The sequence below is a fragment of the Puniceicoccales bacterium genome, assembly GCA_031255005.1.
Classification (GTDB): domain Bacteria; phylum Verrucomicrobiota; class Verrucomicrobiia; order Opitutales; family LL51; genus JAIRTH01.
The window spans coordinates 1-17,225 of record JAIRTH010000003.1 but is presented as its reverse complement, the minus strand read 5'-3'; the positions used below and the strand labels follow the sequence as shown (position 1 = coordinate 17,225).

General features: G+C 39.7%; 15 protein-coding genes and 1 tRNA gene. 8 read left to right on the top strand and 8 right to left on the bottom strand.

What is annotated here, in order from left to right; genetic code table 11:
* Positions 1–100 precede the first annotated feature (100 nt).
* Positions 101–2,806 (top strand): pyruvate, phosphate dikinase, encoded by a 2,706-nt coding sequence (gene ppdK, locus LBH49_00600; GenBank protein MDR0351139.1) that lies wholly within the window; start codon positions 101–103, stop codon positions 2,804–2,806.
* 65 nt (positions 2,807–2,871) lie between these two features.
* Positions 2,872–3,924: a class I fructose-bisphosphate aldolase gene (locus tag LBH49_00595; GenBank protein MDR0351138.1), complete on the top strand. Its 1,053-nt coding sequence runs from the start codon at positions 2,872–2,874 to the stop codon at positions 3,922–3,924.
* Positions 3,925–4,009: 85 nt separating this feature from the next.
* Here the strand turns inward: LBH49_00595 and LBH49_00590 are convergent, their stop codons facing one another.
* The 3 genes from LBH49_00590 to LBH49_00580 all read right to left on the bottom strand — a co-directional run bounded on the left by LBH49_00590 (position 4,010) and on the right by LBH49_00580 (position 6,028).
* A complete protein-coding gene (locus LBH49_00590; GenBank protein MDR0351137.1) occupies positions 4,010–4,612 on the bottom strand; it encodes a hypothetical protein in 603 nt (200 codons plus the stop codon).
* A 293-nt stretch (positions 4,613–4,905) separates the two neighbouring features.
* Positions 4,906–5,451 (bottom strand): hypothetical protein, encoded by a 546-nt coding sequence (locus tag LBH49_00585; protein MDR0351136.1) that lies wholly within the window; start codon positions 5,449–5,451, stop codon positions 4,906–4,908.
* 49 nt (positions 5,452–5,500) lie between these two features.
* On the bottom strand, positions 5,501–6,028 hold the full coding sequence (locus LBH49_00580) for a hypothetical protein (protein MDR0351135.1): 528 nt from the start codon (positions 6,026–6,028) through the stop codon (positions 5,501–5,503).
* Between the two features lie 219 nt (positions 6,029–6,247).
* Between LBH49_00580 and LBH49_00575 the strand changes: the two genes are divergently transcribed.
* The 5 genes from LBH49_00575 to pheT all read left to right on the top strand — a co-directional run bounded on the left by LBH49_00575 (position 6,248) and on the right by pheT (position 13,346).
* Complete coding sequence (locus LBH49_00575; GenBank protein MDR0351134.1) at positions 6,248–6,691, top strand: CesT family type III secretion system chaperone; 444 nt, start codon at positions 6,248–6,250, stop codon at positions 6,689–6,691.
* A gap of 5 nt (positions 6,692–6,696) precedes the next feature.
* The gene (locus LBH49_00570) at positions 6,697–9,186 is read left to right on the top strand and encodes a hypothetical protein (protein ID MDR0351133.1); all 2,490 of its coding nucleotides are present in this window, start codon (positions 6,697–6,699) and stop codon (positions 9,184–9,186) included.
* A gap of 88 nt (positions 9,187–9,274) precedes the next feature.
* Positions 9,275–9,655, top strand: a complete 381-nt coding sequence (locus LBH49_00565; protein ID MDR0351132.1) for a tetratricopeptide repeat protein — start codon at positions 9,275–9,277, stop codon at positions 9,653–9,655.
* The gene (locus tag LBH49_00560) at positions 9,634–10,860 is read left to right on the top strand and encodes an MFS transporter (protein ID MDR0351131.1); all 1,227 of its coding nucleotides are present in this window, start codon (positions 9,634–9,636) and stop codon (positions 10,858–10,860) included. Before LBH49_00565 ends, LBH49_00560 begins: the two co-directional genes overlap by 22 nt.
* Before the next feature lie 68 nt (positions 10,861–10,928).
* A complete protein-coding gene (gene pheT / locus LBH49_00555) occupies positions 10,929–13,346 on the top strand; it encodes a phenylalanine--tRNA ligase subunit beta (GenBank protein ID MDR0351130.1) in 2,418 nt (805 codons plus the stop codon).
* A 115-nt stretch (positions 13,347–13,461) separates the two neighbouring features.
* On the opposite strand, the gene LBH49_00550 is transcribed toward pheT, so the two are convergent.
* The 5 genes from LBH49_00550 to ftsY all read right to left on the bottom strand — a co-directional run bounded on the left by LBH49_00550 (position 13,462) and on the right by ftsY (position 16,693).
* Positions 13,462–13,537, bottom strand: a tRNA-Phe gene (locus LBH49_00550).
* A gap of 333 nt (positions 13,538–13,870) precedes the next feature.
* Positions 13,871–14,491 (bottom strand): hypothetical protein, encoded by a 621-nt coding sequence (locus LBH49_00545; protein ID MDR0351129.1) that lies wholly within the window; start codon positions 14,489–14,491, stop codon positions 13,871–13,873.
* On the bottom strand, positions 14,428–14,673 hold the full coding sequence (locus tag LBH49_00540; GenBank protein ID MDR0351128.1) for a hypothetical protein: 246 nt from the start codon (positions 14,671–14,673) through the stop codon (positions 14,428–14,430). Before LBH49_00540 ends, LBH49_00545 begins: the two co-directional genes overlap by 64 nt.
* 255 nt (positions 14,674–14,928) lie before the next feature.
* The gene (locus LBH49_00535; protein ID MDR0351127.1) at positions 14,929–15,666 is read right to left on the bottom strand and encodes a hypothetical protein; all 738 of its coding nucleotides are present in this window, start codon (positions 15,664–15,666) and stop codon (positions 14,929–14,931) included.
* A gap of 109 nt (positions 15,667–15,775) precedes the next feature.
* Positions 15,776–16,693 (bottom strand): signal recognition particle-docking protein FtsY, encoded by a 918-nt coding sequence (ftsY, locus tag LBH49_00530; GenBank protein ID MDR0351126.1) that lies wholly within the window; start codon positions 16,691–16,693, stop codon positions 15,776–15,778.
* Positions 16,694–16,729: 36 nt separating this feature from the next.
* On the opposite strand from ftsY, the gene LBH49_00525 reads away from it, so the two are divergent.
* Positions 16,730–17,225: HAD-IIIA family hydrolase (locus LBH49_00525; protein ID MDR0351125.1), on the top strand; the 496-nt coding region annotated here is incomplete at its 3' end.

Sequence of the window (17,225 nt, the reverse complement as noted above, 5' to 3'; positions counted from 1 at the left end):
AAAAATAATTCAAATACAGTAAATAACAAAAATTTAAAAACTCTTCGTATCATTTTTCTTGTAATGTTTAGTATAAAAATTTATCCTTTTAGCTGTTACTATGGCTTCAAAAAATTATATATTTGAGTTCGGAATCAAAACTGATGGTGATGCCTCCATGAAAAATATTCTAGGCGGGAAAGGTGCTAATCTGGCCGAAATGGCTAAGATCGGTCTGCCAGTACCTCCAGGATTTACCATCCCTACGGAAATCTGCACCGAGTATTATTCCAATGGCAAAAAATTGCCAGATCAGCTATGGCCCCATGTCTTATCGGCTATAAAAAGTGTAGAGGAACAACAGAATAAACTATTCGGAGATAAAGCCAATCCATTGCTGTTTTCTGTCAGGTCTGGTGCGAGAGAATCCATGCCAGGAATGATGGATACCATTCTAAACCTTGGCCTAAATGACGAAACCGTCGAAGGTCTTGCCAGCAATACCAATAATCGAAGGTTTGCCCTGGATTGCTACCGAAGATTCATTCAAATGTATGGCGACGTGGTTATGGGAGTTCATGCCCAGGATGAACATTCCCGAGATCCATTTGAAATCATAATAGATAATATAAAAAATGAGGCAAAGGTTTCCGATGATACCCAACTATCCGAAGAAAATTTGATCGACCTAATAAATAAATATAAATCATTAATTCGCAATACCACTGGCAAAGAATTTCCCCAGGATATTCATGACCAACTCCAGGGCGCCATCGGAGCCGTATTCGAATCATGGTACAATGAACGAGCTGTAATTTATAGAAGAAAGTATAACATTCCTGCCGAATGGGGAACGGCAGTAAATGTGCAATCCATGGTGTTTGGCAATATGGGTGATGATTGCGCCACCGGCGTGGCCTTTACAAGAAATCCAGCCACCGGTGAAAAGGTTTTTTATGGCGAATATCTGATAAATGCCCAGGGCGAAGATGTGGTAGCCGGCATAAGGACACCTCGACCCATCGCTGATTTCGAACAGGATATGCCCGTCGTATTCGAACAATTGGTAAAAGTATGCCACACTCTGGAAGATCACTTCAAGGATATGCAGGATTTCGAGTTCACCGTCCAACAAAATAAATTATACATGCTGCAAACCCGTAACGGGAAAAGGACCGGCATGGCTGCTGTCCGAATTGCCGTAGAAATGGTCGGGGAAAACAGAATAACTCAGGAAATCGCCATTGCTCGCATCCCTGCGGAGTCGGTCTCTTCTCTGCTGGTACCGGTTTTCGATCCCAATGGAAAGAAGTCTGTCAAGAAAATAGCTCAGGGTCTACCTGCCGGGCCAGGTGCCGCTTCGGGCAAAATATATTTCTCCGCAAAGATGGCCGAAGAAGCCCACAGAAATGGTGAAAAAGTTGTGCTCTGCCGCATCGAAACCTCTCCCGAAGATATAAGAGGAATGTTGGCTTCGGAAGGTATCTTAACCAGCCGCGGCGGAGTTAGTTCCCATGCAGCATTGGTGGCTAGACAGATGGGAAAAGTGTGTGTTTGTGGCGCCGGTATGCTGAATATGGATTACTCAACAAAAACAATTTCCGTTGACGGCATCACTCTAAAGGAAGGCGAATATCTATCCATCGACGGCACCACCGGAGAAGTATTTGTTGGCCAGGTTACCACCATACCTTCCGAAGTAAACCGAGTACTAGCCGGAACCATGCAGGCCGAAGAGAGCTATATATTTAGACTATTCGACACCGTTATGAATTGGTCTGACCAGCATCGCAAATTGGACATCCGCACCAATGCAGACACACCGGAACAAGCAGCCATGGCCGTGGCATTGGGAGCGAAAGGCATAGGGCTTTGCAGAACCGAACACATGTTCTTTCAGGGCGATCGCATCGATTTCATGAGAGAAATGATCCTTGCGGACTGCATTGAAGATCGACAACGGGCCCTGGATAAGCTGCAACCACTACAACGCGGTGATTTCGAAGGTATTTTTAGAGCAATGAAGGGTTTCCCTGTAACCATACGTCTACTGGATCCACCACTACATGAATTTCTACCAAATACCGAAGATGCTCAGGCTGCATTGGCAAAAAAACTCAATATTTCCGAAGAAAAAGTTCGGAGCCGAGTCCAAGCTTTACATGAACTGAATCCCATGCTTGGCCACCGAGGATGTCGCCTAGGAGTAACCTACCCGGAAATAACGACCATGCAGGCAACGGCCATCTTCGAAGCCGCTTCAAATGTCATCAAAGAAGGTAATTTCGTAAATCCTGAGATAATGGTTCCGTTGGTCGCCTATAAAGAAGAACTCGATTCCCAGGTAATACTAATTCATCAGGCCGCCAAAACGGTGATGCAAAAAACTGGCCTGGAAATAAAATATACCGTAGGCACAATGATAGAGCTACCACGAGCAGCGCTTCTTGCCAATAAAATAGCCGAAACAGCTGAATTTTTTAGCTTTGGTACCAATGATTTGACACAGACTGCTTTGGGGATGAGTCGTGATGATTCCGGCACATTTTTACCAGGATATATCGAACAGGAAATCGTAAAAGTAAATCCCTTCGCTTCGATAGACACCGAAGGAGTTGGTCAATTAGTCCAGATTGCCTGTGAGCGGGGCCGAGTCACCAGACCTAATATTAAAATTGGTATCTGTGGAGAACATGGTGGAGATCCAGCATCCATCGCATTTTGGCATCACATCGGCCTGGCCTATACCAGCTGTTCGCCAAATCGAGTGCCCATTGCCAGGATTGCTGCAGCCCAGGCAAATCTTGCTAAAAATGAAAAGAAATAAAATGTAAAAAATTTCAATGATATTTTCTTATTGCCAGGACATCACTTTGCGAATACCATAGTCCCATGAACAGGCATATTAAAGATTTTATAGATGGCGATAAACAAAAATTAGTTGAGCACACATGCAAAACTATCAAAAAATCCGACCTACATCTGCCTGGGCCGGATTATATTGATAGAATTCTTGTTCATTCAGATCGATCTACCATAGTTTTAAACAATCTGGCTAGAATTTTAAATTCCGGAAGACTAGCCGGGACTGGTTATACTTCCATTCTTCCGGTGGATCAAGGCATAGAACATTCGGCTGGAGCAAGTTTTGCACCAAATCCTCTGTATTTTGACCCAGAGAATATAGTCAAATTAGCCATCGAAGGCGGTTGCAATGCCGTGGCATCCACCCTGGGAGTCCTAGGATTATTGAGCAGAAAATACGCCCATAAAATCCCGTTTGTCGTAAAACTTAATCATAACGAACTACTGACCTATCCTAACAAACATGATCAAATATATTTTGCCAGCATTGATCAGGCTTATAATATGGGAGCCACTGCCGTAGGAGCTACCATATACTTTGGCTCGAATGAAGCCACCAGGCAAATCCAAGAAACCACCAAAGCCTTCGAACATGCCCATGAGCATGGCCTAGCCACAATTCTATGGTGCTATCTAAGGAATTCCGCCTTTTCTACCAAAGACAATGACTATCACACTTCAGCAGATTTGACCGGCCAGGCTAATCATTTGGGCGTAACCATTGAGGCTGATATAATAAAACAAAAACTTCCGACCAATAATGGAGGATTTAAAATCTTGAAATTTGGAAAAACCCATGATGACGTATACGATAAATTGACCAGCGATAATCCCATAGACTTAACCCGCTATCAGGTTGCCAATTGTTATATGGGTAAGATTGGACTGATAAACTCCGGCGGTGCCTCTGGTCAAAATGATTTTAATGAGGCTGTTATGACAGCAATAATAAATAAAAGAGCCGGTGGCTCTGGTTTAATCTGTGGGAGAAAAGCATTTCAGCGTCCCATGCGCGACGGAGTTGAATTGCTCAATACAATCCAGGACGTATATTTAGAAGAATCCATAACAATTGCATAATCAATAATTGTATTCATAGATAAAATCAAGACTGCTGCACCTTTTCAATGGCAGCAGTCTTTTTATCAAAATTTTTACAAATCCATTATAACAACATATTCGTGAGTTTACGGATATATTCATACACCACAGGGTTGCCAATTTTTTTATTTCTGGCCATTCTCCTTACTTTTTTCAATTGATTATTTTCTTCCAAATGAAGAACTATTCGAGGAGCACAGGCTTTATTTTGAAAGCTAATTAGCAATTCTAATAATCTAATCACTTCCCTCTTGGTTAAAGCAGCGATGATTTCAAGGCTATCTGGATAAATCATCGAAGAAACCACCCATTTCAATGATAACGAATCACCACAACTTAGGAATTTGCGAATCATAGCCACCACATCTTCCTTTGATGATTTTTCCACTTTTCTTCGCAATGCTATCATATTCAGTGGCCTACAATATTCATCTTTTGGCTCAGATTCATCATCGACGACTTTTGAATCAAACCCATTTTTCATTGGTACAACTCTATAAAAATCACGATTTTTATTTTGGCCACAGGTTTTTTTATTACCTCTTTTGAAAATGTGCCTGGAAACATTCTTAGAATCATTGACAATCTCACCCCCTGCATTCAATTGCTCAATCCCAAAGGCCATAGGCAAAGCCAACGATATACATATTTTTGCAATCCTATCCATAATCATATTATAAAGCTTATAATATAATAACCAGCAAAAAAATACTACGCAAAACAATCAGTAATAATATTTTGTTTTGGTCATAAACGCCATAGCTAAATATATTAAAGCAGCCCTACCCTCATCTAGCATATTTTCAATTCATAATTTATATAACAAAATCGATGCAAGTAAAATCATTGTAAATTTTATCTTTTTTAACATTTTGCTAAAAAATATGCAGACTGAGAATTGCCTCTGGCTTCGCCAATGTTCCGTTTCGATTGAATTTATTTTTATTAAGATTGAGTAGATTAATCCTCTGAATCAACTGTATCATCTCCGGACACAGATCCTTCCTCTTCTCTAAAATCAACCACATTCATGGCACACTCCATATGCTCCCGGAATAAATTATCTAGATAGGATGGATGCCTGCTAATAATATCTTTAATGGCCGACCACCTATCGCCATAAACCAAAATCATAATCAACCGCTGGATAGCAATAGGTTCTCCGAAATAAAATATAAAATGCATGATATCGATGATCTGATTATCATTAAATGCATTGATAATCGTCGTAATGTCTTCGGGATTCATGAAGAAAATTATATTTGAAAGATATAAACCATTAGCAGAACCCATGAATTCAGAAATCATATGGATAACCTCATCCGGACTGGCCTGCCCAACTCTTTCTCGAAAGCTAGCCATCTCTAGATCAATTTCCCATTCATTGGAGTCACTGCTTCCAGATTGTTCATCATTTAGAAAATTATCCCAATTTTTATTAGATTCAAAGATCATATTAAAACCATGGACATCCCCTTGGGTGATAGCCATTCCACCACATGCCATCGCTAAAAAATATTTAATATAATTCATTGTTAATTGATGTTTAAGGTTATCATTGCCATTGATCATCATTGAGTGACGACCAAGTCCTATCCATACATTCTCTAATAAGATCCGGAGCTACATTCCTGATTTTGCAACGCCTATCGTCCTTGTTTAATAACAACATAATGCGTCGAATTTCCCAATGTCGCTCAGCGGCTATAACTAAACCAAATATATCAATAATCTCGTCGTCACTAAGCCTTTGGATAAGAGCATGCATAGTTTCGTCCGATGGATAATGCAGCACATAACTAAGATAAAGCCCATTGTTAGTTCTAACACATTCCAATATAATATCAATGATCTCATCCGTAGACGAATTATTAATCTTCGCACACAGCGTATCCGGCCCTTCATTACTCAAGGACTGCACATCTTGGATATCATCAAATTCCATCATATCATTGAACCTACCAGTCTCGCTATCATCTGCCAATAGACATTTTTTATCCACCGAATAACTTACTCCAGCCTCCAGATAAATAAAGCTTGACAAAGCACTAAACATAAAAGTTGAAAATATTTTTGATCTCATAATTCCATCCATTTCGTCTGCGATTATAGCCAATTAGGCTGAAAAATCAAACAAAACACTCCAAAGAAAATCGCATAAATATGGAACTCATTGCATGGCAAGAAGATATGTCAAGAATTTTTTTGATATATGAATGAATTAATTTAACCCCAGGTTTTAAATCTTAACGCAATGAATGCTTGCATATTTCGTTATAAATTACAGAATTGCCGTTGGCGTATGGAGTGGGGTGATGCAATAGGTGTCCTATCGGAGTTTTTTAGAGTCGAAGATTGGGAAACTGAAATTGGCGGTGTATATGAAATTGTACTTGATAAAGCCATTGAGCTCAAGGTATATAAAGCGGGAAGCAGTACCATTGTATTCAATGGTATTGCCGGAGTAACCATCGATAACAATAAACAATCTGAATCGGTTTTAAAAAAAATTCTTCAATGGAATTTCGGTAGGATAAAAGATAACAATGACACTCTCTCCATCGATGTACCTCAGCGAAGATTGATGATCACACGCAAACTTGAACTACGAGATATGGACGATTATGGAATAATTCTGGAAGCAGAATCCTTTGTGGCAAATCTATCTTTTTGGTCCGATGCAACCATTGGCAATCCTCCACCCATGGTCGGACAATCCATGCAATTACTAAATTTCCTAAGGTAACAAATATGAGAACCCCATTGATATATTTTTTTATAATATGCTTCTTGTCAGACGCAAGCGCTTCTTCTTTAAAAATTAACAATGCAGCGGCAACCCCAAACGCCACTAAAGCATCCGATGGTCAATCTACCCCGGATAAAGCAACACCAAAAAGTGGCGTTTCAAATGTAGCCATTGACAAATCCACAGAAGCAACTCCAAAAACATCTGCCAAAAAATCAGAAAAACACAATGACAGAAAGTCATTGAATTGTAGCACGATAAAAAGCACTATCCAAGATGATTATGGCATAATAGTCTCTCCAATCCAATCATCGGACGATGGCATTCCTTGGAAAGATTCGAATTATTATCACTTCTCCAAAGATCAGGACCTGAGCGAATTGATAAAAAGCTTCTGCTCCATGCAAGGAATCGATATCGTGGTGAGTGAAAAAGTAAACGACATAGTAAATGGCAAATTTAGCAACGTAGCTCCAAAACAGTTCTGGCATGACATGACCCAGGCCTATGGACTGGTATGGTTCTTCGATGGCAGCATTTTGTATGTATATAAGGGCAACGAAATTATGTCCAAAGTGTGGAAAATGAGTCCTGATGAAATGCGGTCTCTGGCAAAGGTCATGGAGCAGTTAGGATTTTCCAGTTCGAACTTTTCGTTCAGACCCATGGAAAAATCCGGCATATTGGTAGTAAGTGGGCCACCAAAACTGATGGAAGTGATCTCAGATCTATCGGCCAAAATAATCGTCGAACGCATGACCGATGTCTATGATATAAAATCATTTCGTCTCAAAAATGCCTGGGCCTACGATATGTCGTTCAATTACAAGGGTGGGACTGTGACCATTCCCGGAGTCGCCACCATGTTACAGGCCATACTTTATAACAGTCCAGGAGCCATAGGCGATACAAACATTGGCATGACCACCGATAAAAAAAATCCACACAAGGCCACAGCTGTTAAAGATTTAACGGATAACTGCAATTATTTCAAACCCGATGACGATAAATCTAAAAAGGATAATAAAAGCAATGAAAAACCCGCTGCCACTGAAAATAAAAACAGCGGCGATAGTGGTATAAAAAATGAAAAAACCTGGAAAGATATATTCATAACCTATGATTCCAGGCTAAATGCTGTCATCGTAAAAGCAAAAAAACAGGACATGGAATTGCTTGGCAATCTCATCGAACAGCTGGATGTCTCGCAGCAGGCCATAAGAATTGATGTGGCCATAATAGATATTCGCAAAGGCATTACAGAACAACTTGGCACAGATCTACTTAGCATGCAAGGCCATCGATTAGATGTCCTATTCAATCCATCTAACAACAAAAAATCCAGGGCAAGTATAAATGGAATTTTTAAAAATTATACTCTAACGGCCACACTCCAAGCATTGGAAGAAGCCGGCGATGCCCAAACATTGGCCAGGCCATCGGTGCTAACCGTGGATAACATAGCAGCGGTGATAGACCGATCCAATACAGTATATGTACAAGTTGCCGGCAAAGAATCGCAGGGATTATACGACGTAACGGCTTCCACGAAATTGGTTGTTGTGCCTCATATAATTCCAGAAGAATATGACGAAGGCGGCAATCCTAAAATAAAACTAATGGTGGAAGTATCCGACGGCTCAGTGGATAAAGATCCCAGATTTGGTGCCACAGGCACACCTTCAACCAGCACCAGCTCAATCAATACTGAAGCCGTACTCTATGAAGGTCAAAGTCTTTTTATCGGTGGATATTTTCACGAACAACACGATAAGGCTGACACCGGCATACCACTGCTCAAGGATATCCCGATCATTGGAAACATATTCAAAAATAAAATGGCTTCCAATAATGTCCTTGAACGGATATATTTAATCACACCAAAGATTGTAAAGATAGATGAACAAGCTATCAAAGATTACAATAGATTTTTTAGTGACAGCAACCTATCCGGCGAGGCAACCCTGAATTCCAAAGAATTTAATCTGCTCAGGAAATATAAATCAAAAGATTACAGTATCACCAAAGAGGAGAAGTTGGATGAAAAACGTACCGCCGAAAAAGAAAAGAGAAAATTAAAAATAGAACAGAAAAAAAATCTCAAAAAAGAACGAAAAAATAAGCGTATCCAGGCCCATAAAGACCGGATGGAAGCAAAAAAACAAAAGGCTTTAGATAGGGAAAATGCTAAAAAAATAGCCAATGAAAATACTAAAGAATCCGAGCCGCCATCCAAAAAAGAAAATGTCCAAGCAAAACCCCAAAATGTATCACAAAAAAATCGCAGAAATCGCAAAAAAGTACTCGAAGCTTTGCGGGCTCAGGCCAAGGAAAATCGATCGAAGAAAAAACAGAAAAAAGAAGCTAAAGAAGAGAAAAATGAGAAAAACAAAAAATCTGCACATGAAAAAATTGTCAAAAACTCAAAAACTTCGGAGAATGAAAAGAATCAAAGCGATATAAAAAGACCTAAACGGAGGTATCGCCGATAATTAAAAATCGGTTCATTCATCAATAATATGCTTGCTTTTTGTTTTCTAACCTGATCATGATTGTCCGGAGGTTGGCATGTGTTCCGAAATGGTAGATTTTTATAAGAGTTTTTACGAAAGTCTCTATGCAAAAAATAAGAATTACACAGAAATTGTTTGGTTATTAGCTAAATTGTATTCTGAAAGCGGCGACATTCGCAAAGGCTTGAAGATGGACAGGAAATGCGTTAGACTAGACCCAACAAATCCTGCAGCCCATTATAATCTTGCCTGCAGCCTGGCTTTGATAGGAAAAAAAACCGAAGCAATCACAGAAATACAGCGCGCAATTGAACTCGGATATAATGATAAGCAATGGCTTAACGACGACACTGATTTAGATTCTCTGAGAAATTGTAAGCGGTTTAAAGACCTTCTTTCTGGCCAGAAGATGAATACAACGAAGCCATGCAACGAGCAGACCAACTGACGCTGTCCCAGCGCATGTTCAGATATGACTCACTACGTTGCGCGCTGCAAGGCGTTATAGATGTAGAATTTAAGACATTCATACTACTTATAGCAATTAGGCAATTTCACATGCCCACCGAAATGAAGTTACTGCTCGAAACCATCAGCCTTTCGGGCATGCTTTTTGCCCCCATAACCCAAAAATTGACCTGCTATTCGGGCATTAAAGTTTCAATCATATGCTGTATCTGCTTCCTAATCATATCCATAGCCATATCATTATCGGCCTTTTCTAACCATTGGCAGACGTATTTAATCTTCGCAGTAATTTCTCGATTTATCTACAAGCAACCACCGACCATTCTCATAGATATCTATGGCCAAAACTATAGGAAAGAAGAACGCGGATCCAGACTTGGCCTTTCAATGATATTTATGGCAATCTCTGGATTAGTCTTCTCAAAAATAAGTAGCATGCTGCTAGACAAAGACTTAGCAAACTTCAGACTGGTGCTGGGCATTGCGGCTGTGGCAGCATTTTTTTGCGCCCTAATTTTTATAAAAATACCATCAAGGCAACTGCCTAAATCAAATTGCCACGCTCTATTTGAGAACTTTCATCTGATCTGGAAAGACAAACTTTTTGGCTACATCTTGTTATGCTGGACACTGATCGGTGTCGCCAATCAAATGACAATGCCTCTGCGCATTGAGTACTTGGCCAACGAAAAATATGGCATTAATTTTTCCAATCAGACCTTGACCTATTTAACGGCGATCATCCCAACGACTTCACGTATCGTCAGCTCATACTTTTGGGGAAAAACTTTTGATAGACTTAAGTTTGTACCAATGAAGCAGTTAGTAAACATGTGCCATTTAATAGGCGTGCCATTATTTCTATTGGCCAAGGACCCACTTTTCATTGGATTAGCCAGCATATTTCTTGGACTGGCCCACGGCGGCGGTTTAATTGCCTGGAGTCTTTGGATTACTAAAATAGCTCCCAGCAACAAGTTAAGCGAATACATGAGCGTTGATTTAGTGGTGATTGGTCTAAGAAATTTTCTATCGCCTAGCATTGGATATTTTTTGCTAACCCACACAAATCCAGCCACGGTGGGAAAGATAGCGTTTTTGATGATTTCAATCGGCATGCTCGGCTTCTATTTCATCGGCAAGTCAGTTAGATTCAAGCAATTTTCAAACAATCCAAGCTTTTGAATTATCTTGCGTCGCTGCAAAAAATCAAGACAAAGTTCTCCATAAATAGTAAAAATATACAGAAATAAATGAAAATAAATCTAAAATGGCTTAAGAAGTTCATCGATCTTGATGTTTCGAAAGATGATCTTGCTGAAACATTTACAAAGCTAGGACTGGAAGTGGAATCGATCTCTGGCATCGAAATGAAACCCCAAGAAACACTGGTGGTTGGCGAAATAATAAAAATAGAAAAACATCCCAACGCCGATCGACTCAATTTTTGCGAAGTAAAAATTGGCGAAAATGATGTGAGGAACATCGTCTGTGGAGCGAAAAATTTCAAGCTCAGTGATAAAATCCCGGTTGCCCTGCCGGGCACATTTTTACCCGATGGAACAAAGATAAAAAAATCCAATCTGCGAGGCATTGCATCCGACGGTATGATGTGCAGCGGCAAAGAGTTAGGATTAACGAGTGACCACTCTGGCCTATTGATTTTGGAAAAAAATATACCCGTGGGAAAAAAATTTCACGAGCTATTCGATGGCGACGACATTACCTTTGAGCTAAAATTAACAGCCAATCGAGGTGATGCACTTTGCCACTATGGCGTGGCCCGAGAACTATCTGCCTATTACAATATAGAACTGAAACCCATTGATATACAAGAGCCTATCGCATCAATCAATGAAAATTCCCTTTCGCTAGAGATATCCTCGGATTGCTGCAGGTATTATTCAGCCTGGAAAATTTCCGAAGTTAAAATTGAAACTTCGCCGGACTGGTTGATTAGAGATCTTAAGTCCATTGGCGTGAATAGCATAAATAACGTAGTAGATATAACAAACTGGATCATGTTTTCCTTTGGCCAACCTCTCCATGCCTTTGATTTAGCAAAAATGACCGGAGATAAGGTGATTGTACGCCAGGCTCGGAATGGCGAAAAAATTCTCACATTGGACTCGCTGGAACACGAAATTGATCCCAGCGCCACAGTCATTGCAGACATAAATGGCGCACTGGCCTTGGCAGGGATAATTGGCGGAAGTCGTTCATGCATAGATAGTAACACCACAGACATCTTGCTTGAAAGTGCCTATTTTGATGCTACTAAGATTCATCGGACAGCGAGAAAACTTGGCATCGGCACCGACAGCTCCTATCGCTATGCCAGAGAAATAGATCCGAGTCTTACCCAGAAAGCTGGAGCGTTGGCTGCCAAGATGATAGTTGAAATATGTGGCGGCAAGCTCCAAAGCCCTTGTCTAATCGCCGACAGAAGTAGAAGGAAAGCCAATGTCATAAATCTCGAATTGGATTTTGTTAAAAAAGTTCTTGGATTTGCCATAGATGCCGACGAAATTCTAGCCATATTAAAACGATTGAAATATGACGTCGACGCGAAAAATAGTAACCTAAAAGTTTCTGTGCCAACGTTTCGCTGGGAAATTACAAGACCCGTCGATTTGGTGGAAGAAATTTTGCGGATATATGGAACAGACCGCATTCCAGAAATGCCATTTGTTACAAAAATCTCTGATAGAAAATCTGATAGGGTTTCCGAATTCACGAAAAAGGCCGAAAATTTCTTGGCAAACAACAACTTCAATGAGTGTTATAATTATACTCTGGGCTGTGTCGATGATCTAGAATGCGCAACTGCTTCCGTTGCAGGACTTAAGCTCGCAAATCCGCTGCTGGAAGATCAAACTTATCTGAGGCCATCGCTGCTGCCTGGACTATTAAAAACTATCACATACAACATCCAAAATAGTAATAACGTCCAGCGGTTGTTCGAGATAGGGAACGTATTTCGTTGCGAGGATGGCATTCTAACCGAAGCCCTATCGGTGGCATTCGTAATTTTAACAGAAAATCTTGAAAGGTCCTGGTTGCACTGCCAAAGGCCGGACTTTTATGAAGCAAAACGGTTAATATCTAGGGTTTTTGAACTGGCAGAGATTGCCACACAACCCATTTTCTCTCAACTAGATGACAGGTTTTGGCAAAAAAATTATTCAGCCAAGGCCGGCGACATATCCAAGGATTCCTTCTGCCTAAAAGTTGGCCATATCTCCTACAACCCATGCCATTGGCATAGGCTTGATATGCCCATCATTGGTGCTGAATTTGTTGCAGATTTTTCAGCCATTGGACGAAATCCTAAAAAACATCGTTACGAAAAATTTCCTACATTACCAAAGGCTTTGCGCGATATTTCGCTACTGGTTGATGCTTCGGAACCTGCTGGTATGGTGATGAATAGATTGAATGCCATCGCCAAAGCTACCGCTGATAATACATTTTTTATAGAAAAAATAAATTTATTTGATGTTTACCGTGGGCCTGAAATACCGGCCGGCTCAAAGAGCCTTTCGTTTGAATTAAATTTCCAGCCCATGGAGAAAACCCTTGAAGCTGAAACGATTAATGCCGCCTTTGAAAAAATTCAACTGGCCATCGAAAGAAGTACAACCTATTCCATTCGAAAAGAAAATAGATAAAATGGTATTAATTAAGGAATTAGGCACAGCGGCAAACAAACCAGTTGAAAATTTTGCACAAAAATTTTTGTGTACTTATAAAAACTAATTGGTGCAGAAAGCTAACAGATGCAGATGGTGGCGAGAGGCGGAATCGAACCGCCGACACAAGGATTTTCAGTCCTCTGCTCTACCGACTGAGCTATCTCGCCTGCTGGTCAACTTGTAGTCTGGCCACAGAGAAAGTCAATTGCTTTTATTTTCATAGTTTCGCCATTTAACAGACGTGAACACATATCTGCCTGCGATTACGATACCTATGCCTCCATTCGCCATTGATTTAGTTATATTTTTGGCATCATTATTAACGACGACAAATACTTTATACACCTCATGCTAAATAATATACAGAATATACACATCGCCAGGTCAAGTAAAAAAATATAAAAACGTAAATAGAATACCAAAGTCACACCAACCCAAGCCATAGATATAAATCAATATCTCATGCATTTATCTAGCAAGCAAGTTTATTGCCCTTGGCGCTATTGTTCAACGTTAATGGTAGAAATCTTCAGATCATCCACAATTTTTTGTAATTTCTTCAGTTGTTGATATCGCCTATTACACTGCGAATGCTTATCACAAAGTCTCTGAATTTCATTATTAATCTGCTGACACTCATTGCAAAGCTGCAAAGCCTCATTATTAGCTTGCCGAACTTTATCATTAATTATATGAATCTCATTGAAGAGCCCCATATCGAAATCACCTTTGTAATCAATTTCTAAAGCTGCATCATTCTGTGGATCGGTAAAATTTTTTGAGCACTTTTCCTGGTTAAGCAAGTCCATTAATATCAACATTCTGACAACTAACCTTTTCTCATACTGTTCAAATTTCTCGCCACGCTGCATTATTTTAGTTTTATGTAGAGATATTTTTTTTATATCGCAATTTATATGTATGAAACAATTCCATGTGTTATTGCTCATTTTATCAAATTCTCCACACACATAACTTAGTTTATTCGCCACTTTATTACATTGATCTTCACCTAAGGGAATCTTTTGAAGTCTATCCAAGATTGAATGAAATTTGTTCACAATTTCTTCGGGAATAGGATCAATTTCACTGCTATTAATAACCTCAATAATCTCGTCCATATTCCTGAGCAATTGAACGCAATAGACTCATCGCCATTTACCTGGGATAATGGATTCACCTGACTCATCAAATTAGACAGATCATCACCTTTACCATATTCACAGGCCTCGATCTGGCCTGATGAAGCCAAACTAAACGAAGAACCTGGGGCTAATAATCTAATATATTTTTCATACTCCATGGCCTATTCTTTGTGGCAATATTCCGCCTTGTCAAGGGTAATTTTTTGGCTAAAATACTAGCATTTTGGAAATAAAATTTAATTATTTTAGTTATAATTAGTTACAAGTCTGCCATGGCTTGAAAAAATAATGGATCCACATACTCATCCACAGAAAATCTTACATATTCGAAAAAAAATAAACCCAAGGCATGGACATAAACCCATACCCCGGGCACTCATTTAATAATATTATTTACTACCTTGAGTTATTTCTCACAATGCACCATTAAAATTTTGCCAAATGTTACACAGGCTGCGCATGCTTTTTGTAGATTTTATTATCTGGTTTATCTGGTTTATATATTTCTTACATTTATTATCAAGCCGACTGTGCTTACCACAAAGCTCATCGTACCTATCATTAAGGCTCTTGAGTTCACGAATAAGTTTCTTGCCTTCACCCTTAATTCGATTTTTCTCATCATCAATTTGCTGAGAAGTATATTCGAAAAAACTTTTCGGCAAAATTAAGTTATTTCGACGAATAACTCTGTTTATGTACATTTCTTGCAAGATAAAACTTTTTAAAGTTTCTCCTTGATCACGTAACTTTTCTGAATCATCAACTATCTTGATCCGAGCCTGACCTATCATATCCAAGTCCTGCTCTATCCTTTTCATATCATTAACTATCTGCGAATGCTTATTACGTATATGGCCAAAACTATTACTAAATTTTGCACTTATACACCTAAATTTACTAAATACATCAGAGCGTTGATTTTCATTTAATGAAAGGCCCTGAAATTTACTCAAAATTGAATTAAACCTATTTATTATTTCTTCAGGAATAAAATCAGTAGCAGTATTAGTGATATCATTCATAACCTTTGATAGCTGAACACAGAGTTTATCGGTAAAACCATCATTTTCTGAACCAGCCTGAGCTGAGAAGACAAAACCAAACAAGACGCCTAGTGTCAATAATTTAATATATTTTTCACACTTCATGGCCTATTTCTCTCAAGGTTTTTCCATTATGTCAAGAGAAAATTTTAGGCCAAGATACTAATGTTTAAGCCAAAATAATGAAACTAGTTTATGGGCAATTAGTTATGAATCAGTCGCGGGTTGAAAAAAATAATGAATCCACATACTCATCCACGGAAAATTTTTGGATATCCTCTGGCAGCTCGCCCAGACCAACGAAATATATGGGCAACCTAAGCTCTCTATATATGCTCACCAGCGCACCGGCCTTGGCAGTACCATCCAACTTTGTGACAATGACACCAGTTAGTCCGAAATCTTCGTGAAATTTCCTAGCCGAAATCAATGAATTCATCCCAAGGCTAGCATCCACTACTAACCAACTATGGTGCGGTGCCATAGGATTTTTTTTTCCTAAAACCCTCTTCAACTTGCCAAGCTCCGCCATCAACGAATCTTTGTTGTGCAATCTTCCGGCAGTATCAAGAATAACCACATCTCTTTTCCTAGCAATTGCCGCCTCATAGGTATCAAAAGCCACCGATGCAGAATCTGCACCATGTTGACTACCAACAACATCAAAACCTAATCGCTCGGACCACTCCCTTATCTGTTCATTGGCCGCAGCTCTAAAAGTATCGCAGGCTCCCACAATCACAGTCAACCCATCGGCTGAAAATTTATTGGCTAACTTTGCAGCCGTTGTTGTTTTACCAGAACCATTTATGCCAACCAAGCAAATCACCATCGGCCTGTCAGAAAAATTAATATCAATGTCAGCTCCGGTCAAACTTTTTTTTAAAATCGAAGAAGCCACATCCAAAACCGATTGTCCTTTAAGTTGCTTGTCTCTGCGATGAGCTTCTTTTATTTCATCCAGAATTTCCCGGGTAGTATCCACGCCAAAATCAGCGCTGTACATGGCCTCCTCCAATGCTTCTATTGCATTCTGGTCCAAGCCTTTCGAAAATATGCTGTCGATCACAGCAAACAATTTCGATGATGTTTTCTTTATTTTACTCTGAAATTTCTTGAACAATCCAAACACATCTAGATAGTATCCATCGCTCCCTGGCTGTGCAAGATGAAAAAATTCAAAAACTCTGGCATCTTCCTCGATCGAGATGGTACTCTCAATGTGGATCATGGCTATGTCTGTGATCCGAAAAAAATCCAACTGCTGGATGGCACTGCTGAAGCAGTTCACATACTAAAAAATGCCCAATGCCAATTATTTTTATTCACCAACCAAAGCGGAGTTTTTTTAAAAAAATACACCAAAGCCGATGTGGATTCCTGTAATAACAGACTCATAGATCTAATAGGCATCCGAAACTGTTTCACAGAAATTTGCATTGCCACCGAGCCTCCCAATCCGGAAAAATCATATTTTTACAGAAAACCATCGCCTAGGTTCATTCTGGAAATGATAAAAAAATATGGCCTAAATCCAAAAGAAAGCCATATGGTCGGAGACAGAGACATGGACGCTCTGGCCGGTATCCGAGCTGGAATCAATGCCATCCATCTTACCACCGATAGACAGACCACAGAACTCATGGCAACCATGATAAATTCTG